Below are 21,448 nucleotides of genomic sequence, written 5' to 3' on the forward strand. Positions count from 1 at the left end.
CTTCTCCAGGCTTAGCTGGTTTACGGCACCGTGCGCGTTATCAATTGTCACAAACTCTGAATCTGTCGGACTTGGAATCCGGACATACTTGTCGCTTCATTGCTTTGAACCGACCGAGAAGCCTTATGCCCCGGCGCCTATTCAAACGTTACATGCCTGACCCAGCGAGTATTCGGGAACACAAATCCTTACGTTTTCTCGGCACCCTCCTGCATGACCCCAACCTCTGGCACCTCAATCGCCACTCAGTGGCCCGGGCCATGGCGGTCGGCCTGTTCGCCGCTTTTCTCCCCATTCCCTTGCAGATGCTCCTGGCCGCGGCATTGGCCATTGTGGTGCGGGGCAACATCCCGATTGCGGTAAGTCTGGTCTGGCTGACCAACCCCATTACCATGCCGGCGGTATTCTTCTGCACCTACCAGACCGGCGCCTGGCTGATGGATGTGCCTGCCCGGACGTTGCCGGATGAACTGACCTGGGCGTGGATCACCGAGCAACTGTCCACCTTGTGGCAGCCGTTCCTGCTGGGTTCGGTGGTGACCGGCGTGGTGCTGGGCGCCCTGGCCTACTTCGTCACCATGAGTTATTGGCGCTGGTGGGTGGCCCGGCAATGGAACCGGCGCAAGAAAAGCCGGATGTGAGATACGAGAAGGCCCCATTTCAGGGGCCTGTTTTTTGGGTGTTTGTCCTGTCCCCTTCGCGAGCAAGCCCGCTCCCACATTGATCTCATGGGGTTGCGGATTTGCGGCTGAAACAGATCAAGTGTGGGAGCGAGCCTGCTCGCGATTGCGGTGGGTCAGATCCGACGCCATCGCGAGCAGGCTCGCTCCCACAGGGGTCAGGTACGCATGCCGCGGCCACTCACCAGCAACCGGGCGCAACCGATATAGAGCACCGCGGTTGCCACCAGCATGAAGGTGATCGCAACGCTGATGCGGATATCCGAAACCCCGAGGATGCCGAAGCGGAAGGCGTTGACCATGTGCAACACCGGGTTGGCCAGGGATACCGTCTGCCAGAACGGCGGCAGCAGGGAAATGGAGTAGAACACCCCGCCCAGGTAAGTCAACGGCGTGAGCACAAACGTCGGGATGATGGAAATGTCATCGAAGTTGCGCGCAAACACGGCATTGATGAAACCCAGCAGCGAAAAGATCGTCGCCGTGAGCACCACCACCAGTACCGTCACGCCCAGGTGATGCACCTGCAGATGGGTAAAGAACAGCGACAGCAAGGTAACGATCAGGCCCACCGCCAGGCCGCGCAACACGCCGCCCAGGGTATAGCCGATCAGGATCGTATGGGGCGAAACCGGCGACACCATCAACTCTTCGATCGAGCGCTGGAACTTGCTGCCGAAGAAGCTCGACACCACGTTGCCGTAGGAGTTGGTGATCACCGACATCATGATCAGCCCCGGCACGATGTAGTCCATGTACGTGAAGCCGCCCATGTCGCCGATCTGCCGGCCGATCAGGTTGCCGAAAATCACGAAGTACAAAACCATGGTGATGGCCGGCGGCAGCAGGGTCTGCGGCCAGATCCGCATGAAGCGTCGGATTTCACGGTAAACGATGGTATTGAGGGCGATGAGGTTGGGTCGCAGTTCGGAACTCATACCGCCACCTTTGCCAGGTTTTTCTCCACCAGGGACACGAACAGCTCCTCAAGGCGATTGGTTTTGTTACGCAGGCTCTGCACTTCGATGTTCTGCAGGGCCAGTTGAGTGAATAACCCGGTGATACCGACGCTTTTATCCACCTGGACTTCCAGGGTGTGATGATCCACCAGGCGAGCTGGATAGCCGATCAATTGAGGGGCGGCCTTCAGGTCGCCCTTCAGATCCAGCAGGAACGTCTCCACGTGCAGTTGGCTGAGCAATTGCCGCATGCTGGTGTTCTCGACGATGGTGCCGTGGTCGATGATGCCGATGTTGCGGCACAGCTGTTCGGCCTCTTCCAGGTAATGGGTGGTGAGGATGATGGTGATGCCTTTCTGGTTCAGCTCGGTCAGGAAGGTCCACATCGAACGACGCAACTCGATGTCCACGCCCGCGGTCGGTTCGTCGAGGATCAGCAAGCGCGGCTCATGCACCAGCGCACGGGCAATCATCAGCCGGCGCTTCATGCCGCCGGACAACGAACGGGACGGCACGTCACGCTTATCCCACAACCCCAGCTGAGTCAGGTACTGCTCGGCGCGCTCGTTGGCGATCTTCGGCGGGATACCGTAATAACCTGCCTGGGTCACGACGATGTCGAAGGTCTTCTCGAACTGGTTGAAGTTGAATTCCTGGGGCACCACGCCGATGCAGCGCTTGAGCGCCGCGGGCTCGCGGTCCAGGTCATGGCCGAAGATATTCACCGTGCCGCTGGTCTTGTTCACCAGGGTCGAAAGAATGCCGATGGTGGTGGATTTGCCGGCACCGTTGGGGCCGAGCAAGGCGAAAAAATCACCTTCGGCGACGTCCAGATCGATACCACTCAGGGCCTGGAAACCGTTGCCGTAGGTTTTGGTTAGCTGCCGTATGGACAGAGCGGAACTCATATCGGATCTACGCACCAAGAAGGGAGGAAAGGAATACATGAGGGCGCGCGGCGAGCAATACAACCACGGCGCACGAGAGCCATGGTGCTTGGCGTCGCCACACAAGTACAGTCATGCGTGTCGATAGTAAGTATTAAGTCAACGCGGTCATGACGGCCTTGCGGTAAGCCGGACGCTGCTGCAACCGCCGGTACCAGGCTTCGAGATGAGGCTGCGCCACCCGCTCGATGGGCATTTCGAGCCAGGCATAAATGAAACTGCCCAACGGAATGTCGCCCATGCCGATCTCTTCACCCGAGAGATAGGGCCGCTCGCTCAACGCCTCCTCTGCCATTGCCAGCAAGTCCTCGCATTCCTTGATGGCAGCCTGGATGGCGGGCCAGTCCTGCTGCTCGGCTGGCGTGCGCAGGACACCCCAGAACACGGTGCGGAACGGCCCGGCAAAAGACGACGTGGTCCAGTCCATCCATTTGTCCGCCGTGGCCCGTGCCTGGAGATCGGTCGGGTACCAGGCTGAACCGGACGCGTGGCGCGCCAGCAGGTAACGCACGATGGCGTTGGATTCCCAGAGCACGAAACCGTCGTCTTCGATCATTGGAACGCGGCCGTTGGGGTTCTTCGCCCGGTACTCCGGCGTGTCCACCACCCCGAATGCACCGCCCGCATCGATGGCCTCGAAGGCCAGCCCCAGCTCTTCGGCGCACCACAGCGCCTTGCGGACATTCGATGAATTCTTCCGGCCCCAGATCTTCAGCATCACGGTTTCCCCCAGTGGATAAGTGCCGCAGCAGCATACGCCGGATCAGCCGCGACTCAAATCATCACCACGCCCCGGAACCGAACTGATCCCTGTGGCGAGGGGATTTATCCCCGCTGGGCTGCGCAACGGCCCCAAAACCTGTCTTAGCTTAGGGGCGCCAATTGGATGGGTTTGTATCTGTTAGGGCCGCTGCGCGGCCCAGCGGGGATAAATCCCCTCGCCACAGATTTTGCGTTTCGTCCCTGTCATCCAGGTTCCAAAGCTATCTGCGGTTAACGCCATTCCTGCCAAATCATGGCGCTTTCTCACTTTCGCAACGAACCATTTCCCACGATTGTTGCCAACCAGACTGGCGCAATACATCCGGGGTTTCCCACGAAATCAATCACATTGCGCTGACCGCCGCTTTTACAGATGCCGTCTAAGCTCTGTGGGTCGGTTTTGCCCTGGTTCACGGAGGACTACCTATGCTGTTGTTGTGGATACTGGTTCTGGTCGTCGGGATAGCCTGGCTGGCGCATCGGCGCATCGCCCCGCTGCCCACGCTGGGTATCGTCGCGGTGTACCTGCTGGCGATGGGCATATTCAGCCATGCGCCAGGCGCGCTGATGCTGATCCTCTGGGTCGTGCTCGCCGCCATCGCGGTGCCTTTGCTGCTACCGGACCTGCGCCGCAAGTACTTCAGCGCGCCGATGTTCGACTGGTTCCAGAAGACCCTGCCGCCCATGTCGGAGACCGAGCGCGATGCCATCGACGCCGGCACGGTGTGGTGGGATGGCGAGCTGTTCAGCGGCCGTCCGGATTGGGACCAACTGCTGGCCTACCCCAAGGTGCAGCTGACCGAGGAGGAGCAGGCGTTCCTCGACGGTCCCACCGAAGCACTCTGCGCCATGGTCAGCGACTGGCAGATCGGCCAGGCCATGGACCTGCCGCCCGAAGCCTGGGCGCACATCAAGGAACACGGCTTCTTCGCACTGATCATTCCGAAGGAATACGGGGGCAAGGGTTTCTCCGCCTACGCTCACTCCCAGGTCGCGATGAAACTGGCCACCCGCAGCGGCGACCTGGCCTCCACGGTGATGGTCCCCAACTCCCTCGGCCCGGCGGAGCTGCTGTTGCACTACGGCACCGAGGAACAGCGTGACCATTACCTGCCCCGACTGGCCCGTGGCGACGAAATTCCGTGCTTCGCACTGACCGGGCCCCTGGCCGGTTCCGACGCCGGCGCGATGCCCGACACCGGCATCATCTGCAAAGGTGACTGGCAAGGCCAGGAAACCCTGGGCCTGCGCCTGAACTGGGAAAAGCGCTACATCACCCTGGGCCCCGTGGCCACCCTCCTCGGCCTGGCCTTCAAGGCCTACGACCCCGACCATCTGTTGGGGGACGAAGAAGACCTGGGCATCAGCCTTGCCCTGATCCCCACCGATACCCCCGGCGTGCACATAGGCCGGCGTCACCTGCCCCTCGGCGCGGCGTTCATGAACGGGCCGAACTGGGGCAAGGACGTGTTCATCCCGCTGGACTTCCTCATCGGCGGCCAGCCCATGCTCGGCAAGGGCTGGATGATGCTGATGAACTGCCTGTCGGTCGGCCGTTCGATTTCCCTGCCAGCCGTGGGCACCGGGGCGGCGAAGTTCACCAGCCTGGTGACCGGCCAGTACGCCCAGGTGCGCGAACAGTTCAACGTGCCGTTGTCCGCCTTCGAAGGCATCCAGGAAGCCATGGCGCGTATCGGTGGCAACGCCTGGATGATGGATGCCGCCCGCATGCTGACCGCCAACGCGGTGGACCTGGGGGAAAAGCCCTCGGTGCTGTCGGCGATCCTCAAGTACCACCTGACCGAACGCGGCCGCGAGTGCATCGGCCACGCCATGGATGTGCATGGCGGTAAAGGCATCATCATGGGCCCGAACAATTACCTGGGGCGCAGTTGGCAAGGCGCGCCGATCTTCATCACCGTGGAAGGCGCGAACATCCTGTCGCGCAACCTGATGATCTTCGGCCAGGGGGCGATCCGCTGCCATCCGTTCGTGCTCAAGGAAATGGCCCTGGCGACCCGCGAAGACAAAGATCAGGCGCTGGTGGAGTTCGACGGTTTGTTGCTCAAGCACATCGGCTTCGCCATCGGCAACGCGGCCAGCACCCTGGTGCTGAACCTGGGCCTGGGGCATTTCGACCGGACTCCCGGCAACACTTTGAGCCAGGGGTATTTCCGCGCGCTCAATCGACAGGCAGCAGCCTTTGCCCTGCTGGCGGACCTGAGCATGATGCTGCTGGGCGGTGAGCTCAAACGGCGCGAACGCCTGTCGGCACGCCTGGGCGATGTATTGAGCAACCTTTATCTGGCCTCGGCGGCGCTCAAGCGCTATCACGACCTGGATTCGCCGGACCACATGACGCCGCTGTTCACCTGGGCCATGGAGGAGAGTCTCGGCCAGTCGGAGCGTGCGCTGGACGAGCTGCTGGCCAACTTCCCGAACCGACTGCTCGGTGGCCTGTTGCGCTGCGTGGTGTTCCCCTTCGGCCGTCGCCACAAGGGGCCGAGCGACAGACTGGACGCAGAAGTCGCGGCTGTGATCGGCCGGGCCAAGGGCGACCCGACCCTCGAAGAACTGCTGCAGGGCTGCTACCGCCCGCTCTCGGTCGACGATCCGGTCGGCGCCCTGCAACATGCCGCCGACCTGCTGACGGCGGCCCAGCCGTTGCAGAAAAAACTGCACGCAGCGCTCAAGCATGGCCAGCTCAAGCCGGCTCCCGGCGAGCACCTTATCGACACGGCCCTGGAAGCCGGTGTGCTGCAGGCCGGCGAAGCCCAGACCCTGCATGCGGCCGAAACGGCGCGGCGCAAGGTGATCGACGTGGATGATTTCGACAAGGAGGCCCTGACGCTTGCCGAGGACAAGGTGCGCTGATTTTGTGGCCCCACGCTGACCCACGGCCATGTAAAAACCTGCGCAGGGGCTTTATACTCCCGCGCCCGTTTTGCTCTTGAGGACTTATCTCGTGTCCAATGTCGTTGCCGATCACCTTGTCTTGCTTGACCACTTGCGCAGCATCCTGGTCGCCGTGGGTGAGGCCGAACAGGTTCCCGAAGAAAGCCATGCACTGTTCCTGGAGCGCTTCGATGAATTGCGCACGCAACTGCCCGTCGATCCGATCGAAAGCCAGTACCTGGGCCAGGACCTCCTCTGCCAGGTGATCGTCCGTTATCCACAGATCGCTCATCTGGTACCACGTGACCTGCTGTGGTACTTCGCCGGTGACTGCCTGCACTACATGCCCGACGAGGAAATCGACCTGTACCAGGCCCTCGAGGAACGTCGTTTCGAAGCCGAACAGAACGACGAACCTTTCGACTGGAACCAGGAAAAGCAATTGCTGGCGATGTCGGAGCAGGACAGCAAGCACTGATCGCGATCAGTCATGCAAAGGCCCGCACGGTTAACCCTGCGGGCCTTTTTCTTGGCCAAAATCTGATGATCCCGGGGAAGCAAAATCCTGTGGGAACGGGCTTGCTCGCGAAAGCGGACCACCGGCCAATGGAGAGTCGCCTGACGGATCGCTTTCGCGAGCAAGCCCGCTTGTGTCTGAGTAAGGGAATAAACTCTGGGTTGAGAGGGGTAGATGGCAAGCTGTGAGTCCGCGGTGCTTGAAGCACGAGTGGGAGCAAAGCTGCCATCTACCTTTCTACTCTGGCCCATAAGCCCGAACAGTTGGACGAGCGGCACTCGAATCACAAGCGTGGGCAAAGCCAGAGCACTCTCATTTCTGAGTGTAAGAGGGTTTTGCCATGATTTCCTGGGTCGGTATCGATATATCCAAATCAAATCTCGTCGTTTGGGTTCGACCACAGAACCAAGGCTATGAGGTCCCCAATACGCTTGAGGGCTTTGCACAACTGGTCGAACAGCTAAGCCAGTACACGATTGGCCGGGTGTTACTGGAAGCCACGGGCGGCTATGAACGAAAGGTTATGGCAGCACTGCAGGAGGCAGGTTTCAATGTGCTCAGGATCAACCCTCGCCGGGTTAGAGCCTTCGCTGTAGCAATGGGCAAGAATGCCAAGACCGACCCCATCGATGCGGCTGTTCTTGCCGATTTTGCCGAAGCTCTGCATGCGTCTCACGAAAAGCCCATTTCACCTGAGCGTGAAGCACTGCGTGAGCTGATTCAGCTGCGCGAACACTTCGTCCAGCAGCGAGATGACAACAAGCGCCGGCTGCAGCAGGCTCAGCTTCCGGCGGTTATCGAGGTGATCAAAGACCATATTCGCTACCTGCAAATCCAAATCAAGCAGTTTGGCAAAGCCATTAATCAAAGCATGCGTAAGCTGGATGCGGAGAAGGCCGACCGACTCACGTCAGTTAAAGGGATCGGCACTGTGGCGACTGCTAGTTTGTTGGTTTACCTGCCTGAACTCGGTGAGCTTGATCGCAGAGAGATCGCGGCCCTGGCGGGAATCGCCCCCTACAACGACGACAGTGGTAATCACAGCGGCAAACGTCAGATTTACGGAGGAAGAGCGCGGGTCAGACGTGCGCTTTATATGTCGTGCTGGGTTGTCATCCGCTATCACGCCGACTTCAAGGCCCGGTATGAAGCACTTCGAGAGCGAGGCAAGAGCGCGAAAGTCGCGCTCATCGCCTGCATGCGAATATTGCTAATCAGACTGAATGCCATGCTTCGAGACGGCACTGAGTGGCGGTGACGGGTGGCGGAAGTAAGACAGTTGCTCCCACAAGAACCTCGGCGCCAGGAAAGACAGTTTATTGACGCTCACCTCACCAGCTTTTGCACCCCCGCCACTTTTCAGACGTTTTTTTCACTTTCGACGTGGCGCTTTGCCATGGGTGAACTACCGTCAATCAGAAGCGAGCAAGGTGATCGGCAAATTGCCTCTCAGGCGAGCTGTTTGCGCCAGTCACCGCTCGACAACCTGGGTTGATTTCCGGGTGATGAGACAGGGGTAGCCCGGGCCCCATAAATGATCCGAGGCAACTGGTCACGTCCAAGGACGGCCTGTTCTGTCGAGGAGCATTCTATGAGCTATCTAACCGCGCCCGCGTTAAAACACTTTATCCATGGCCTGTTCCTGATGGGCCTTGGCCTGGATGCGGTGCAAGCCGCAGCCAGCAATTGTTCGCAACTGGACAGTTTGCCGGCGACCTTCGAGGTCGGCCAGGGACTCCAGAGCGAGTTGCGCATCCTGGCCCCGGTGACAAAACTGGCGGTGGGCGACCCGAAAATCGCCGACGTACAGCCCAGTGGCAGCGACGCCTTCATTCTCACCGGCATGGCGCCAGGCGCCACCAGCCTGATGGTCTGGACGGCGTGTTCGAAAATGCCCCGCCAGAGCATGATCTTCGTCAAGGGTAGGGCCACCGAGGCGCTGACCAGTGCCGCGAGCGTGCCTTCCGAAGATCCGATGCTGCTCGCCCAGGTGCAGACCGACATCCGTTTCGTCGAGGTCAGCCGGACCAAACTCAAGGAAGCGTCGACCTCGATCTTCGGCAGCCGCGGCAACTTCCAGTTCGGCTCGCCGAGAACCCTGCCCACCATTGGTGGTGTGGTCCGGCCTTCATTACCGGTCAATAACGACATGTTCAACCTGTCCTTCGCCACCGGGCAAACCTTGCTGATGATCAACGCGCTGGAAGGCAGCGGCTTTGCCTATACCCTGGCGCGGCCGAGCCTGGTGGCCCTCAGTGGGCAGAGCGCGAGCTTCCTGGCCGGCGGCGAGGTACCGATTCCGGTGCCCAGCGCCGGCAGCGACAACGTGTCCATCGAGTACAAGGAATTCGGTATCCGCCTGACCTTGACGCCAACCGTCATCGGGAAAAACCGCATTGCCTTGAAGGTCGCTCCGGAAGTCAGTGAGCTGGACTTCACCAATGCCGTGAACATCGCCGGTACGCTGGTTCCGGCGCTCACCGTGCGCCGCACCGATACCAGCATTGCCTTGGCCGACGGCGAAAGCTTCGTCATCAGCGGCCTGATCAGTACGCACAACGCCTCCCAGGTGAACAAGTTTCCCGGCCTGGGCGATATTCCGATTCTCGGCGCCTTCTTCCGTAACCACTCCATCGATCGCGAGGAACGGGAACTGCTGATGATCGTCACGCCGCACCTGGTCCAACCGTTGGCCGCCGACGCGCAACTGCCGACCTTGCCGGGCGAACAGCTGCGCAACTATGACCCGAACTTCTATCGCATGTATTTCCTCGAACACGGCGAGTTCGACAACCGTAGCGGGCTCTCCCAATGAGCCGGCGTCTGATGTGCAAGGGGTCGGGGGTTCAGCCTGCTGTCGGAGGGCATTCCATGAAAGCAGTGATCGCGATAACGGCGACCTTGATACTCGCCGGTTGTGCCAGTAACGGAGTAGTCGCTTCCCGTCAGTCCAGTTGCGCCAGGCCCGGCTCCGATCAGGAACTGGCCCTGAACCTGGCGGATGACATGGCCAATGATGGGCGTTTGTACGCCAGCCTGGCAAACCTCGAAGGCCTGCCCGAAGACCTCGTCCAGGTCCGCCTGCGCAAGGCCCGGGTGCTGCGCCTGATGGGACGCAACGAGGCAGAGCCGTTGTACAAGAGCCTGCTCGGGACCTGCCTGGCCGCCGATGGAGAACATGGCCTCGGCCAACTGGCCGCCGCCAAGAATGACAATGCCAGCGCCACCGAGCACCTTGAGCGCGCGGCGAAAATGGCCCCTACCGAAGGAAAGATCCGCAACGACCTGGGTGTCGTCTACCTCAATCAACGCCGGATCCCTGAAGCGCGCTTCGAGTTCATGACCGCCTTGGAACTCAGGCAGGCGGACTCCCTGGCCGCCCTCAACATGGTGACGCTGCTGATCTACCAGGACAACTGGAAGCAAGCCGCCGAACTCGCGAGCATGGCCAAGTTGAGCCCCGCACAAGTGGCGGATGCCCAGGCCCGCGCGGAGAAGATCAGGGGTTCGGCCACCAAGACGGGAACGACACAGACAGACCGTTCGAACGAGGTCGTCGATGCCTCATCCGGCGCGGTCAAGTAGAGCGTTACGAGGAGTCCACGAGATGAAAACGAAACAGCTGTTGATCATCTGCATCGCATGCCTGTCCACCTCCGCCTGGGCAATCGAGCCAGGGCCCTCTTCGGCCGCGCAACAAGGCACCGAAAGCTGGATGCAGCTGCAGATTCGCGGTGTGGTAGCGTCCACCAACCTGCAAACCGCCTCCGCCGCCGAACGTGAAATGGCCATGCAGCGCTGGCTCAATAGTTTCAACTATCCGATTCCGGAGTTCTTCGACCAGGATTCGGGAGGAGAAATCAGCAGCGGCAAATGAGTCAACCTGAAAAAAAAGATCGTCCGAAGGCGTTGCTGCTTTCGGACGATTTTTTATGCCACCACGTCTGTGGGGGCGAGCTTGCTCGCGATGGCGTCGGCACATTCAACACTTGCGGGACAGACGCTCCGCCATCGCGAGCAGGGCTCGCTCCCACAATTTGAATTGGGGTTCGGCCAGAGAGATGGGTCGGCTGTAAGGCCCCCTTCGCGAGCAAGCCCGCTCCCACAATTGGATTGTGGGTTCGGCCAGAGAGATGGGTCGGCTGTAAGGCCCCCTTCGCGAGCAAGCCCGCACAGGGGATTGACGGTCATATGCAGAAAGTGGGTTCAGCCGGAAACAATGTGGGAGCGAGCCTGCTCGCGATGGCGGTCTGTCAGTCAGCATTGATGGCGACTGATCGGACGCCTTCGCGAGCAGGCTCGCTCCCACAGGTGGATCAAGTACAACCGGGAGAGCAGGCCGGCTATAAGGCCGCCTCCTCACACAGCTACATATTCCCAAACGCCCTGAACACCCCAATCATGGCCGGCCCAATCGCAACCAGGAAGAAACTCGGCCACAAGCAGAAGATCAGCGGGAAGATCAGTTTGGTGCCGATCTTCGCCCCCATCTCCTCGGCCGCCTGGGTACGCCGGTCACGGAACTCATCGGCGTAGATACGCAAGGTGTCGGCCACGCTGGTGCCGAAGCGGATGCTCTGCGCCAACAGGCTGACCAGCCCCTGGATGTCCTCCAGGCCGGTGCGCATGGCCAGTTGCCGGAGCGCCTCGGTACTGGTGATGCCGGCGCGGATCTGCGCATTGACCAGGGCCAGTTCTTCGGCCAGTTCAACCTGGCTGACCGCCATTTCCTCGGCCACCCGTTCTATGGTCGTGGGCAGGGCCAGGCCCGACTCGACGCACACCACCATCAAATCCAGCGCATCCGGAAATGCGGCGCGCAGCCGGGCCTGGCGCGCCTGCTTGCGCTTGCCGATGTAAAGCGCCGGCAGCAGCCAGCCGATGCCCACCATCATGATTACCCCCAGCAGGCCGAGGGCCACCGGCACCTTGACCAGCGGCAGCAGCAAGAGCGCCAGGCCGAGCATCAACAGCGGCAGCATCAGGCGTACGGCCCAGTACATCTGCACCGCCGACGCGGAGCGGTAACCGGCGTGCGTCAGCAGGATCTGGGTGGCGGACGTCTGGGTCGGATCGGCCGAGGCAAAGCGCTGGCCGATCCGTTCGAGCAGCAGTTGCAGGTTACCGGGCGCCTCATGCCCCGCCGCGCTACCCGAATAACCGCGCTTGATCAGCGCCAGGCGCCGCTGGACCGGGTCCTGCAACCCCAGCACCAACAACAGTAGGGCGGCCATCGTCAGCACTGTACTGAGCCCAATCGCAGTGACGAACAGCAGACGCGCCAACTCCTCGCTCCCGGTAAACCGACTGAATAACCCGAGCAAAAAATCCATGACTGATACCCCGCGGCAAGACAGCGTTCAAACCTGGATCCGGATGATCTTCCGTATCCAGAAAATCCCGATCAACATGGCGCAGAACGCACCGATGATCAGCTTGTGGCCTATGGGATCGTTGATCAGCACAGGCATGTAGCTGGGGCTCGTGAGGACGATGGCAATCGCCAGCACGAAAGGAATGGCCACCAGCACCCAGGCCGACATGCGCCCTTCCGCCGAGAGGGTCCTGATCTTGCGCTGGAAACGGAAGCGTCCGCGGATCAACCGGCTCAGGCGCTCAAGCACCTCGGTCAGGTTGCCGCCGGTTTCGCGGTGGATGAGGATCGAGGTCACCAGCATCATCACCGTCATGCTGGGCATGCGTTCCAGCAGGCCGAGCATGGCCCGGCGCACATCGTTGCCATAGTTGATGTCGGCGAAGGCCAGGCCGAACTCCTGGGCCACCGGTCCCTTGTGTTCATCGGCCACCAGGCGCAGGGTTTCGTTGAACGGATGACCGGCGCGCAGGGCCCGGCACATGGCGTCCAGCGCATCCGGCAGACCTTCCTCGAACGCCGCGAAACGCTTGCCGCGGTCGCGCACGATCTTCAACACCGGCAGCCAGAACAGCCCAAAGGCCGCCAGCAATGCCATCCACCAGATCGGCGAAACCATCAGCACCAGGGCAGCGGCCGCCACGCCCAGGACCAGACCGAGCAGCATCACCCGATAGGCGCGATATTCATGGCCGGCCTGCTCGATCAGTTGCGTCAGGTTGGCCATGAAGGGCAACTGTTCGAGCCGGGCCTCCAGGGGCGACAGGCGCGTCAGGTATTTCTGCCGCAATACGGTCTGCATATTGGGCAGGTGGTTGGCCTTTTCCAGTACATGCAGACGCCCGCGGATGCGCTTGCGCATCTTGCCGGCCTCGCCAAACACCGGCACCACCACGCCCTGGGACAGGAGGAAAACAGCGATGAACACCATGCCCAGGAAAATCAGGATAAATTCGGCAGGGATATTGTTCATGACGACCGGGCCTCCATCCACTCAGGGCGGAACAGGGTCAGCGGCAACTCGATGCCGCGCTTGGCCAACACATCGCGAAAGGCCGGGATCATGCCGCTGGGCCGATATTCGCCAAGTACTTCGCCGTGCTCGCCGATGCCCTGGCGCGCAAAGCAGAAGATTTCGGTCATGGTGATAACCTCGCCTTCCATGCCGTTGATCTCCTGGATGCTCACCACCCGTCGCTTGCCATCTTCTTGACGCTCCAGTTGGATCACCACATCGATGGCCGAGGCAATTTGTTGACGCATGGCCTTGATCGGAAATGTCGCGCCGGTCATCGACACCATGTTCTCGATTCGTCCCAGTGCATCCCGTGCGGTGTTGGCGTGGATGGTGGTCAGGGAACCATCGTGACCGGTGTTCATGGCCGTGAGCATGTCCAGCGCCTCGGCACCGCGCACCTCGCCAATGACAATCCGGTCCGGGCGCATCCGCAGGCTGTTGCGCACCAGCTCCCGCTGGCTCACCTCGCCCCGGCCCTCGATGTTCGAAGGCCGGGTTTCCAGGCGCACCACGTGGGGTTGCTGCAGTTGCAGCTCAGCCGAATCCTCGATGGTGACGATGCGCTCGTTGTGCGGGATGAAACTGGACAGCACATTGAGCATGGTGGTCTTGCCGCTGCCGGTCCCGCCGGAAATCAGCACGTTCAGGCGTCCGCGCACGATAGCCTTGAGCAACAGGGCAATGGCCGGGGTCATGGTGCCCACCTGGACCAGGCTGTCGGTGTTGAGCAGGTCCACCGCGAAGCGCCGGATCGACATGCTCGGACCGTCGATGGCCAGCGGCGGGATGATCGCGTTGACCCGCGAGCCATCCTTGAGCCGGGCGTCCACCAGCGGCGAGGACTCGTCGATGCGCCGCCCCAGGCTGGAGACGATGCGGTCGATGATGTTCAGCAAATGCTGGTCGTCACGAAAGCGCACGTCGGTCCGCTGCAGCTTGCCGAAGCGCTCGACATAGACCGAGGCAAACCCGTTGACCAGGATGTCGGACACGCTGTGGTCGGCCAGCAATGGTTCCAGCGGGCCGAGGCCCAGCACCTCGTCGGTGATCTGCTTGATGATCAACTGGCGACTGGCGGTGCTCACCGGTGCCGAATGTTCATCGAGCAGGCGCTGGCAGATATCGCGAATCTGCCGCGCGGCCTCGACCTGTTCGAGGGCATCGAGCAAGGACAGGTCCATGACCTTGAGCAATTGCTGGTAGATCCTTTCCCGCCACTCCGCTTCCACCGGCGTGACCTGGCTGCGGGTTTCGTAGAGCACGTCCGGGACGGCCTGTTCCCAGGCCATCAACTCCTCTGTCGAATCCGGCTGGCCGTCGCCGTGCAGGGGGGCCACTGAGGCGCCGGGTTTACCGGACTGTTTGCGCAAGCGGTTGCGGAAATCGCTGATCATGGGTCATTCCCCGAAGAAACGGTTGAAGGCGCGTTTGAACAGGCCTTTGTCTGTGCTTGTCTGGTGACCGACCAGGTCTTCGGTCAAATCGCGCAGCGCGACAGTGATGGCCGCCCTCGGCGCGTGCAGCCCCAACGGCACGCCAGTGTTCTGACTCTGGCTGACCAGGTTGAAGTCATTGGGTAATCTGGACAGGTTCGTGCAGCGCAGGGCCTCGCCGATGTCCTTGAGGCTGATCGCGGCCGCCTTGTCATAGCGGTTGACCACGATCTGCAACTGCTCGCCGCGCACACCCAGGTCTTCGCGCAGGATCCGCACCAGAGCACTGGCATCGCGCAGGTGGCTGACGCTCTGCTGCACCACCACGTACACCCGGTCCACCTGTTCCAGCACCGAGCCGGTGAGATGATCGATCTGCCGCGGCAGGTCCACCACCACCCAGTCGTAGCTGGCGCGGGCCAGTTGCAGGAGGGTGTCGAGCTGTTCGGGTTGGGCGTCCTGGGGCAGGCACAATTCGCCGGCACGCCCACCCAGCACGTGCAGGGTCGGACTGAAGTGACTGCAGAAACCCCGCAGCGCGATGCTGTCCAGATCGTCGATCTGTTGCAGCACTTCCAGGTGGCTGTGGGACTGCGCGACGTCGAGGTAATGGGTCACGCTGCCGAACTGCAGGTCCATGTCCAGCAACAGGGTATTACCCGCACGGGCGCTCAGTTGCTGGGCCAGGTTGCAGGCCACCAGGGTTCCGCCGGAACCGCCCTTGGCGCCAATCACGGCGACCAGCTTGCCCTCGACGCCATTGCCGAGACGAACCTCGGCCACCAGACGATTCAGCGCAGCGACCAATTCGGTCTCGGCGATGGGCTCGGGCAGCACGTCGCGGGCACCGGCCTGCATGGCCAGGCGCATGGCCTCCTGGTCGCTCAACAGGCCGCACACCAGCATCGGCGGACGCTCATGGGCCGGACGTTGCAGCAACGCCGCCAGCTCTTCGCGCCACAGGTGGCTGACCCGCAACAGCAGCAGGTCGGGCATGCGCTCCAGGCCGTAAAGGGGGTCGACATGCCCATTGCTCACCAGCCGCGTACTGACTTCCAGGCAGGGCATGCGCTGGCAGACACATTGCAGGTCGCGCAGGGACGCGGCGTCACGGCTGCTGATCAGCAGTCGCAGCCCGGCTTTGCCGACGGCGCTCGGAACGGGCGTTTCTCTGGTATTCAGCATGGTGTGATCTCCCCGGAATCGGAATGACGCCCAAGGCTTTCGCGTGGCAAGGTTGCCCTGAAGGCGGGCAAGGTAATGGACACGCCCAAGCCGGGAATGAACAGGTTGAACACGTAGTTCTGTACGCTCAACTGGACGTAGCGGATGGCCCGGAAGCCGGTGGCGCCGGACGTGTCGGCAGGGTTCGCCACCACGGCGCCATTGACGTCCAGGTAGGTCAGCGCCAGGTTCGTGGTGGCCAGGCTGCTGATCAGTTGGCTGGTGCCAGCGTCGGACGCGGCATTGAAGATGGCCCGGCGCAATACCACCGGATCGCTGATGTTGCACACCGCCGCCAGGCGCGCACCGCGCCGCGCGGCTTCATCCAGGGCGTTGGCGGTAAAGTACAACCGGCCCATCTCCAGCACGCCGAACAACAGGATGAACACCAGCAGGCCCACGAAGGAAAACTCGACGATGTAGGTGCCGCGCATGTGTTTGCGGTTCATCGATTTCATCACAGCACCCTCATCACAGTGGTTGCGACCAGCGGGATGCCCAGTGACATGGCGGCACCGAAGAAGCCCGGCAGCGACCCGGTGCAATTGCCCGCGCCAATCACCGGGCAGAACGTATAAGTGATGGTGACCCGCACATGGTCCGTGCCCACCGCTGCGACCGCCACGTCGGCCGTGGTCAACCCGGACACCACGGCGCTGCCGACCTGGGCGGGCACGCCATACACCGCGACGTTCTTCGTCTGAGTCAACAAGGTGTTGCTCAGGGCGATGCCGCCCAACGTGGAGTTCCAGGCCTGGCCGGCGACGAACCGATCGGCGTCACGGCTGGCCTGCAACAGCACGTTGTACTGGTAGAGCATGCGACCGAACTCACCGAAGGCCAGCAACAGCATCAGCACCAGGGGCAGCACCAGGGTGAACTCCACCAGCGCCACGCCTTGCTGGGCCTGCGGGGGTTTGAATTGAACAAGTCCCATGATGCCTCCTACGAGTCAGTGCTCGGATTGCCACTGCCGTTGAGGTAGGTTTTATAGAGCTGGATGATCTGCGGGCCGGCATCGCCCGACGGTGTGGGGCCCGGTACGCCATCGCCTTCACACTCCTGGACGAACTGGCCGAAGACCAGGGAGTCCGAACCGCCACCATTCACCGGTTGCACGACGAAATAGCAACCGAACCCCAAGACCGGAATCGAGGTTGAGCCGCCCTGCTTGCCGGTGCAGTTGCCGATCACGATCTTCAGCATCCGGCGCTCGAAAACCCCGTTGCTCTGGCAGCCGCTGGCGCCCCCCGCCACGCACTCTGCGACCTTGGCCCGCCAGTCGTTATAGTCCTGTATCGCCTCGCCTCCCGCCGAAAGATCGCCATTGCTGGACGTGACAGGCTTGTTTTTGTATTGCGCCTGGGAGAGCGCGTCGTCGTAGGTCATCGCAGGGGAGCTCGAGGTCGTCACCAGGTCCGGTGGATAGTCCGAAGCTCTGACCGGGCCGTTGTAGATGCCAAAGCGCGTGTTCAAGCCCTGGGACGTCGGGCCGGCGGTGTTGCCCGGCGAAGTCTGGACGTTGTCCCCGACACTCCGGCACACCGAGCCACCGCCTGCCAGGTCTTCGCGCACAGCACTGCCGCCAGAGCCGAAGTCGAGCAGTTGGAAGTTGCCGGGGCCGATGGGCGATGAATTGCCAGCCGCCGTCTTCAAGACCTCCAGGTCACCAAACTGGTACCCCCAGAAGTTGCCGGCAGCCGGGTCGTATTGGCCAGCGTCACCGCAGATCATCAAGGGCGCCAGGTCACAAGGCGAGGTCGGGCTGGGCCCTGCCGTGGCAATGGCTGCCACTCTCTTGCTGCCGAGGCCGGCGCTGCCCATCGTCTGGACGAAACTCCAGAAAAAACCGTTCAGTTGATAGCTCGATACCGACACCCGCACGTACTTGGCATCGGCTGGCCCGGGGTAAGAGAACGGACCGTAGACGCTGCTGGCCAGCTCTACCACGGCAAACGCCCCCGGATTGCCGGCGACGGCGGTGGCCAGCTCAGCGTTGCCCGAGGCCTGGGCGTTCTTGTTCAACGTGTCCAGGGCCGCCGCACGCGTCGTGCTGGCCATGTTGAGGCCACCGGTGACCTGGCTCAGGGTCTTGGCGCCGCTCAAGGCCGCGGCATCCACTGCATTCTGCAAACGCGTCTTGTTGAGCAGCATGTGGCCGCCGTCCAGGGCCAACGCTGCCATCATGGAGATCGCCACCAGTGCGATCACCATCAATACACTCACTGCCCCTCCCTGGCGTCGTCCCATATCGGAATTCATCATCACGCCCTCGTTGACTGCATTGAGGATCGCCATCGCCTGGGAACCAGGCTTTTTTCACGCCATTCAGCGAAGGTTGATCACCTTGCTTTCAACACCACGGATCACCGTGACCGCCCCGCTGTCCTGCACCTTGGCGACGCGTTGCACGATGGGCCTTGGCGCCGGGGCAGCCGCCACCGTCATGGCCGGTGCGGGCGCGGGTGGCGCGACGACCACGGCTTTTTTCTCCAGGTTCAGGGGGTTGCGCAGGGCCAGTTGCAACTTGCCTTCGGTTTGCGCGGTGACCAGCGCTTCCGCTTCGACCGCCGTCATCTCCAGCGTCACGGCGCGCACCACCACCGGTTGGGTCTTGTCGGTGCCCGCGGTCTGGTCCACCGCCAGCACCCGCAGGTTTTCCAGGATGGTCCGGGACGTGGCGCTGTTGCCGCCGGCGCTGGTGGTCTTGGTCGCCAGCACATCGACCCGGTTGCCCGGCAGCAGGAACCCGCCGACGCCCACGACATCGTCCACCCGGACCGAGATGGCGCGCTTGTCGGGCGCGATCAGCGAGGCCAGGGTGCTGCCCCCCAGGTGCTCGCTCAGACGCGCACCGCGCACGACGTCGCCACGCAAGATGTCGAACGTGGCGATCTTGCCCACGGCCTTTTCACTGGAGTCGAAGGCATCGTCCGGGATCGTATCCATCGGCATGCGCACGGTGGTGACTTGCTGGGCCTCGACCATTTGCCCGAAGGGGATTTCCACGGTGGCGACTACCACGCTGCGCAGATGGTCATCGGGGGTCGCATTGAGTCGCGCACTCAACCAGGAGTCGGCCATCCATGCAGCGCCAAGGCCCATTACCAGGGAAACGCCAATCAGCGGAAGCGTACGAGAGCTCATGTCGGTATCTCCGAATCAAAGAAAGTCGAGCTGAACGAAGTAGTTGTGCCAGGCCCATTCCAGCTCTTGCGGCATCAGGGGTCCGGAACCGCCCAGGTAGCGCTGGCGGTCGAGCGCCATGTTCAACAGGTCGCGGGGATGGCAAGGCACCAAGGGCATCCCTTCGCCGGCATACAGCCGCTGCAGTACGTAGCGCACCAACAGCGGGTCGTAAGGGACACCCAGGCGCTCGCATTCCTGGCGCCAGATGCGCTCGTATTCGTCGGGCTTGAGGTAACCGAACTGGACCTTGTAGCCGATGCGCCGCAGGAATGCCTCGTCGGCCAGTTCCAACGGATTGAGGTTGGTGGAGAACACCAGGACGAGGTCGAACGGCAGCTCGCAATGCCGACCACCGCCCAGGTTGATGAAGTCGCGCTTCTCTTCCATGGGTACGATCCAGCGATTGAGCAACTCGGCCGGGGCCATGCGCTGGCGGCCCATGTCGTCGATGATGAACAGGCCATTGCTGGCCTTGAGCTGCAAGGCGGCCTGGTATTGACGGGCGAACGGATCGTAGCGGACGTCCAACTGTTCCATGCTCAACTCACCACCGGTGATGACGATGGGGCGTTTGCAACACAGCAGCCGGCGGTCGATGCCTTCGTTGAGCATCAGGTTGTTCGGCTGGCTGTTGTCATCCAGGCGCTGATGCACCTGCGGGTCGTAGATCTCGATCACCGACTCGTTGATGACAATGGCGTGGGGCACCCAGATGGCCTCGGCAAACAGCCGGATCAACCGGCTGCTGACGTAGGTCTTGCCGGTGCCCGCCGGGCCATAAATCATGATCGCCCGCCCGGAGTTCAGGGCCACGCCCAACTGGTCGAGCATGCCTTGGCTCAGCACCATGCCCGACAGGGCTCGCTGCATGTCGTTGGCGGTGATACGACCGTGGTGAATGGTCTGGATCTTGATCAGCGAGCGATAGGTGCTCACCGGGAACGGTGCCGCGCCGATATAACCACTGCGGGCCAGGGCATCCCGGGCCGAACCGCGACCGCGCTCGGTCAGGCCATAACGCAACGCCTGAACACTGGACTGGCCGATCTGGCCCAGCACCTCGACACGGCCGTCCTTGCGCAAAAACGCCAGGACTTCTTCCAGCACCGCGCCTGTCAGCGCCAGGCGCTCGACCAACCGCGGCATGTCCAGCACACCGGCGTCGTGCAGATGCTTGCATACCAGTTCACCGAGAAAACTGTCGGTCAGGCCGGTGTCTCGAATCGTGCAAGGCTGGGGTGCCAAGCGTTGTACCGCCTCCCGCTCGCTGGGGTAGGCATCACTATCGTTGATGACATGCATGACTAGCCTCCCCAGCCGCCGGCAACCAGTTGCCAGTAGACGCTGTTCAACGTGCCGATCAGGATTGCAATCGAATAAGGAAAGGGTTTGCCGGCCACTTCGTCCGAAGTGGGCGCCAGGTAGGACTGGGCCCGGACGATCAACCAGTAGCGCCCAAGGGTTTGCAGCAGTTGCCCACGGACCAGGACAATCAGAAATCCGCACACACCGCCGGCGATCAGGCTGAACAGTGCGGCCCACAATGCGTAGTGGAACGGCAGGAAGCTGCCGACCATGGTCATCAACTTGACGTCACCGGCCGCCATGCCACCTACCGCGTACATCGGCAAGAACAGCCCGAAGCAGATCAGCAGCCCCAGCAGGCTGTCGCCCAAACCGCTGATTCCGCCCGTGTAAACCTGACCGGCCAGCCCCAGGGCAAGCCCCAGCAGGACCAGTGAGTTGGGGATGCGGTGGCGGAGCAGATCGCTTACCACCGCTACGCCCAGCAGTCCCAGCAGTATTGATGTCGACACCAGCAATTCCATGGACATGGCGCGTCTCCTGGCTGCAGTTATCGTTATGCGCAGGCAACGTCGCCGTTGACCGCCCGGCACAGCGCGCGGATCTTGGTGTCCACGGCGCCCCCCAGCAGCACGAACGCAGCGGCAACCGCCACCGTGATCAAGCCACCCGCCACGGCATATTCAACAATGGTCAGGCCATCTTCATCTTTGGCGAACTTGCTGATGGAAGTTCTGATGGTATGCAGAGTCATTTTATTTACCTCATGTTCAGAAGTAATACGGCAATGAACTTAGTTATTGGGGACAGCGTCATGTCCATTTGAAATTTCGTTGTACTCACAGCAAAAGAGTCGCAGCGTTATTCCGTGGAAGTTGCCGTGTCCCCACATCCTGGCTTATCGCTATGCACAGACAGCGCCACCGTTTACGGCTGCGCACAGCGCACGGATCTTGGTATTCACGGCACCGCCCAGGAGAACGAAGGCAGCGGCTACCAATACGGTGATCAACCCACCGGCCACGGCGTATTCCACAATGGTCAGGCCGTCTTCATCTTTGGCGAACTTCAGTACCGAAGCCTTGATAGTTTGAAGAGTCATTTCGCACACCTCATCGGGGTTGTTTTTCAAGGGCAGTACATCG

Annotated in this window: 22 protein-coding genes; 7 read left to right on the top strand and 15 right to left on the bottom strand. The window is 61.7% G+C overall.

Annotation, left to right across the window (positions count from 1 at the left end; translation table 11 throughout):
* The first annotated feature begins 125 nt into the window (after window positions 1-125).
* Entirely contained in the window at window positions 126-641 is a 516-nt protein-coding gene (locus LOY35_RS20035) for a DUF2062 domain-containing protein (RefSeq protein ID WP_258626086.1), read from the top strand.
* A gap of 197 nt (window positions 642-838) precedes the next feature.
* On the opposite strand, the gene LOY35_RS20040 is transcribed toward LOY35_RS20035, so the two are convergent.
* The 3 genes from LOY35_RS20040 to LOY35_RS20050 all read right to left on the bottom strand — a co-directional run bounded on the left by LOY35_RS20040 (window position 839) and on the right by LOY35_RS20050 (window position 3,304).
* On the bottom strand, window positions 839-1,618 hold the full coding sequence (locus LOY35_RS20040; RefSeq protein WP_258626088.1) for an ABC transporter permease: 780 nt from the start codon (window positions 1,616-1,618) through the stop codon (window positions 839-841).
* Window positions 1,615-2,547: an ABC transporter ATP-binding protein gene (locus tag LOY35_RS20045; protein ID WP_258626089.1), complete on the bottom strand. Its 933-nt coding sequence runs from the start codon at window positions 2,545-2,547 to the stop codon at window positions 1,615-1,617. Before LOY35_RS20045 ends, LOY35_RS20040 begins: the two co-directional genes overlap by 4 nt.
* A gap of 133 nt (window positions 2,548-2,680) precedes the next feature.
* The gene (locus tag LOY35_RS20050) at window positions 2,681-3,304 is read right to left on the bottom strand and encodes a glutathione S-transferase family protein (RefSeq protein ID WP_258626090.1); all 624 of its coding nucleotides are present in this window, start codon (window positions 3,302-3,304) and stop codon (window positions 2,681-2,683) included.
* 470 nt (window positions 3,305-3,774) lie between these two features.
* Between LOY35_RS20050 and LOY35_RS20055 the strand changes: the two genes are divergently transcribed.
* The 6 genes from LOY35_RS20055 (at window position 3,775) to LOY35_RS20080 (ending at window position 10,637) form a co-directional block, all read left to right on the top strand.
* On the top strand, window positions 3,775-6,222 hold the full coding sequence (locus tag LOY35_RS20055) for an acyl-CoA dehydrogenase (protein WP_258626091.1): 2,448 nt from the start codon (window positions 3,775-3,777) through the stop codon (window positions 6,220-6,222).
* 91 nt (window positions 6,223-6,313) lie between these two features.
* The gene (locus LOY35_RS20060) at window positions 6,314-6,721 is read left to right on the top strand and encodes a PA2817 family protein (RefSeq protein ID WP_258626093.1); all 408 of its coding nucleotides are present in this window, start codon (window positions 6,314-6,316) and stop codon (window positions 6,719-6,721) included.
* 379 nt (window positions 6,722-7,100) lie between these two features.
* Complete coding sequence (locus tag LOY35_RS20065; RefSeq protein ID WP_258626100.1) at window positions 7,101-8,018, top strand: IS110 family transposase; 918 nt, start codon at window positions 7,101-7,103, stop codon at window positions 8,016-8,018.
* Window positions 8,019-8,351: 333 nt separating this feature from the next.
* Complete coding sequence (locus LOY35_RS20070; RefSeq protein WP_258626102.1) at window positions 8,352-9,575, top strand: type II and III secretion system protein family protein; 1,224 nt, start codon at window positions 8,352-8,354, stop codon at window positions 9,573-9,575.
* A gap of 56 nt (window positions 9,576-9,631) precedes the next feature.
* Window positions 9,632-10,345, top strand: a complete 714-nt coding sequence (locus LOY35_RS20075; protein ID WP_258626105.1) for a tetratricopeptide repeat protein — start codon at window positions 9,632-9,634, stop codon at window positions 10,343-10,345.
* Window positions 10,346-10,367: 22 nt separating this feature from the next.
* Window positions 10,368-10,637, top strand: coding sequence for a DUF3613 domain-containing protein (locus LOY35_RS20080; protein WP_258626110.1), 270 nt, complete (start codon window positions 10,368-10,370; stop codon window positions 10,635-10,637).
* 490 nt (window positions 10,638-11,127) lie between these two features.
* Here LOY35_RS20080 and LOY35_RS20085 read toward each other — a convergent pair whose 3' ends face one another.
* From LOY35_RS20085 to LOY35_RS20140, 12 genes are all read right to left on the bottom strand, one after another.
* Entirely contained in the window at window positions 11,128-12,093 is a 966-nt protein-coding gene (locus LOY35_RS20085) for a type II secretion system F family protein (protein ID WP_258626111.1), read from the bottom strand.
* Between the two features lie 27 nt (window positions 12,094-12,120).
* Window positions 12,121-13,107 (bottom strand): type II secretion system F family protein, encoded by a 987-nt coding sequence (locus tag LOY35_RS20090; RefSeq protein WP_258626113.1) that lies wholly within the window; start codon window positions 13,105-13,107, stop codon window positions 12,121-12,123.
* Complete coding sequence (locus LOY35_RS20095) at window positions 13,104-14,546, bottom strand: CpaF family protein (protein ID WP_258626114.1); 1,443 nt, start codon at window positions 14,544-14,546, stop codon at window positions 13,104-13,106. Before LOY35_RS20095 ends, LOY35_RS20090 begins: the two co-directional genes overlap by 4 nt.
* A gap of 3 nt (window positions 14,547-14,549) precedes the next feature.
* Entirely contained in the window at window positions 14,550-15,770 is a 1,221-nt protein-coding gene (locus LOY35_RS20100; protein WP_258626116.1) for an AAA family ATPase, read from the bottom strand.
* Window positions 15,764-16,258, bottom strand: coding sequence for a TadE family protein (locus LOY35_RS20105; RefSeq protein ID WP_258633690.1), 495 nt, complete (start codon window positions 16,256-16,258; stop codon window positions 15,764-15,766). Before LOY35_RS20105 ends, LOY35_RS20100 begins: the two co-directional genes overlap by 7 nt.
* An 8-nt stretch (window positions 16,259-16,266) precedes the next feature.
* Window positions 16,267-16,746: a TadE/TadG family type IV pilus assembly protein gene (locus LOY35_RS20110; protein WP_258626119.1), complete on the bottom strand. Its 480-nt coding sequence runs from the start codon at window positions 16,744-16,746 to the stop codon at window positions 16,267-16,269.
* A gap of 8 nt (window positions 16,747-16,754) precedes the next feature.
* Complete coding sequence (locus LOY35_RS20115) at window positions 16,755-18,074, bottom strand: TadE/TadG family type IV pilus assembly protein (RefSeq protein ID WP_258626120.1); 1,320 nt, start codon at window positions 18,072-18,074, stop codon at window positions 16,755-16,757.
* A gap of 63 nt (window positions 18,075-18,137) precedes the next feature.
* A complete protein-coding gene (gene cpaB / locus LOY35_RS20120; RefSeq protein WP_258626123.1) occupies window positions 18,138-18,956 on the bottom strand; it encodes a Flp pilus assembly protein CpaB in 819 nt (272 codons plus the stop codon).
* Between the two features lie 15 nt (window positions 18,957-18,971).
* Window positions 18,972-20,300: an AAA family ATPase gene (locus tag LOY35_RS20125; RefSeq protein ID WP_258626125.1), complete on the bottom strand. Its 1,329-nt coding sequence runs from the start codon at window positions 20,298-20,300 to the stop codon at window positions 18,972-18,974.
* Window positions 20,301-20,302: 2 nt separating this feature from the next.
* Window positions 20,303-20,833 carry a prepilin peptidase gene (locus tag LOY35_RS20130; RefSeq protein WP_258626128.1) on the bottom strand — a complete coding sequence of 177 codons (531 nt, stop codon included), beginning with the start codon at window positions 20,831-20,833 and terminating at the stop codon, window positions 20,303-20,305.
* A 26-nt stretch (window positions 20,834-20,859) separates the two neighbouring features.
* Complete coding sequence (locus LOY35_RS20135; protein WP_258626129.1) at window positions 20,860-21,057, bottom strand: Flp family type IVb pilin; 198 nt, start codon at window positions 21,055-21,057, stop codon at window positions 20,860-20,862.
* A gap of 150 nt (window positions 21,058-21,207) precedes the next feature.
* Entirely contained in the window at window positions 21,208-21,405 is a 198-nt protein-coding gene (locus LOY35_RS20140) for a Flp family type IVb pilin (protein ID WP_258626131.1), read from the bottom strand.
* Window positions 21,406-21,448 lie beyond the last annotated feature (43 nt).

Source organism: Pseudomonas sp. B21-028 (genome assembly GCF_024749045.1).
GTDB lineage: Bacteria > Pseudomonadota > Gammaproteobacteria > Pseudomonadales > Pseudomonadaceae > Aquipseudomonas.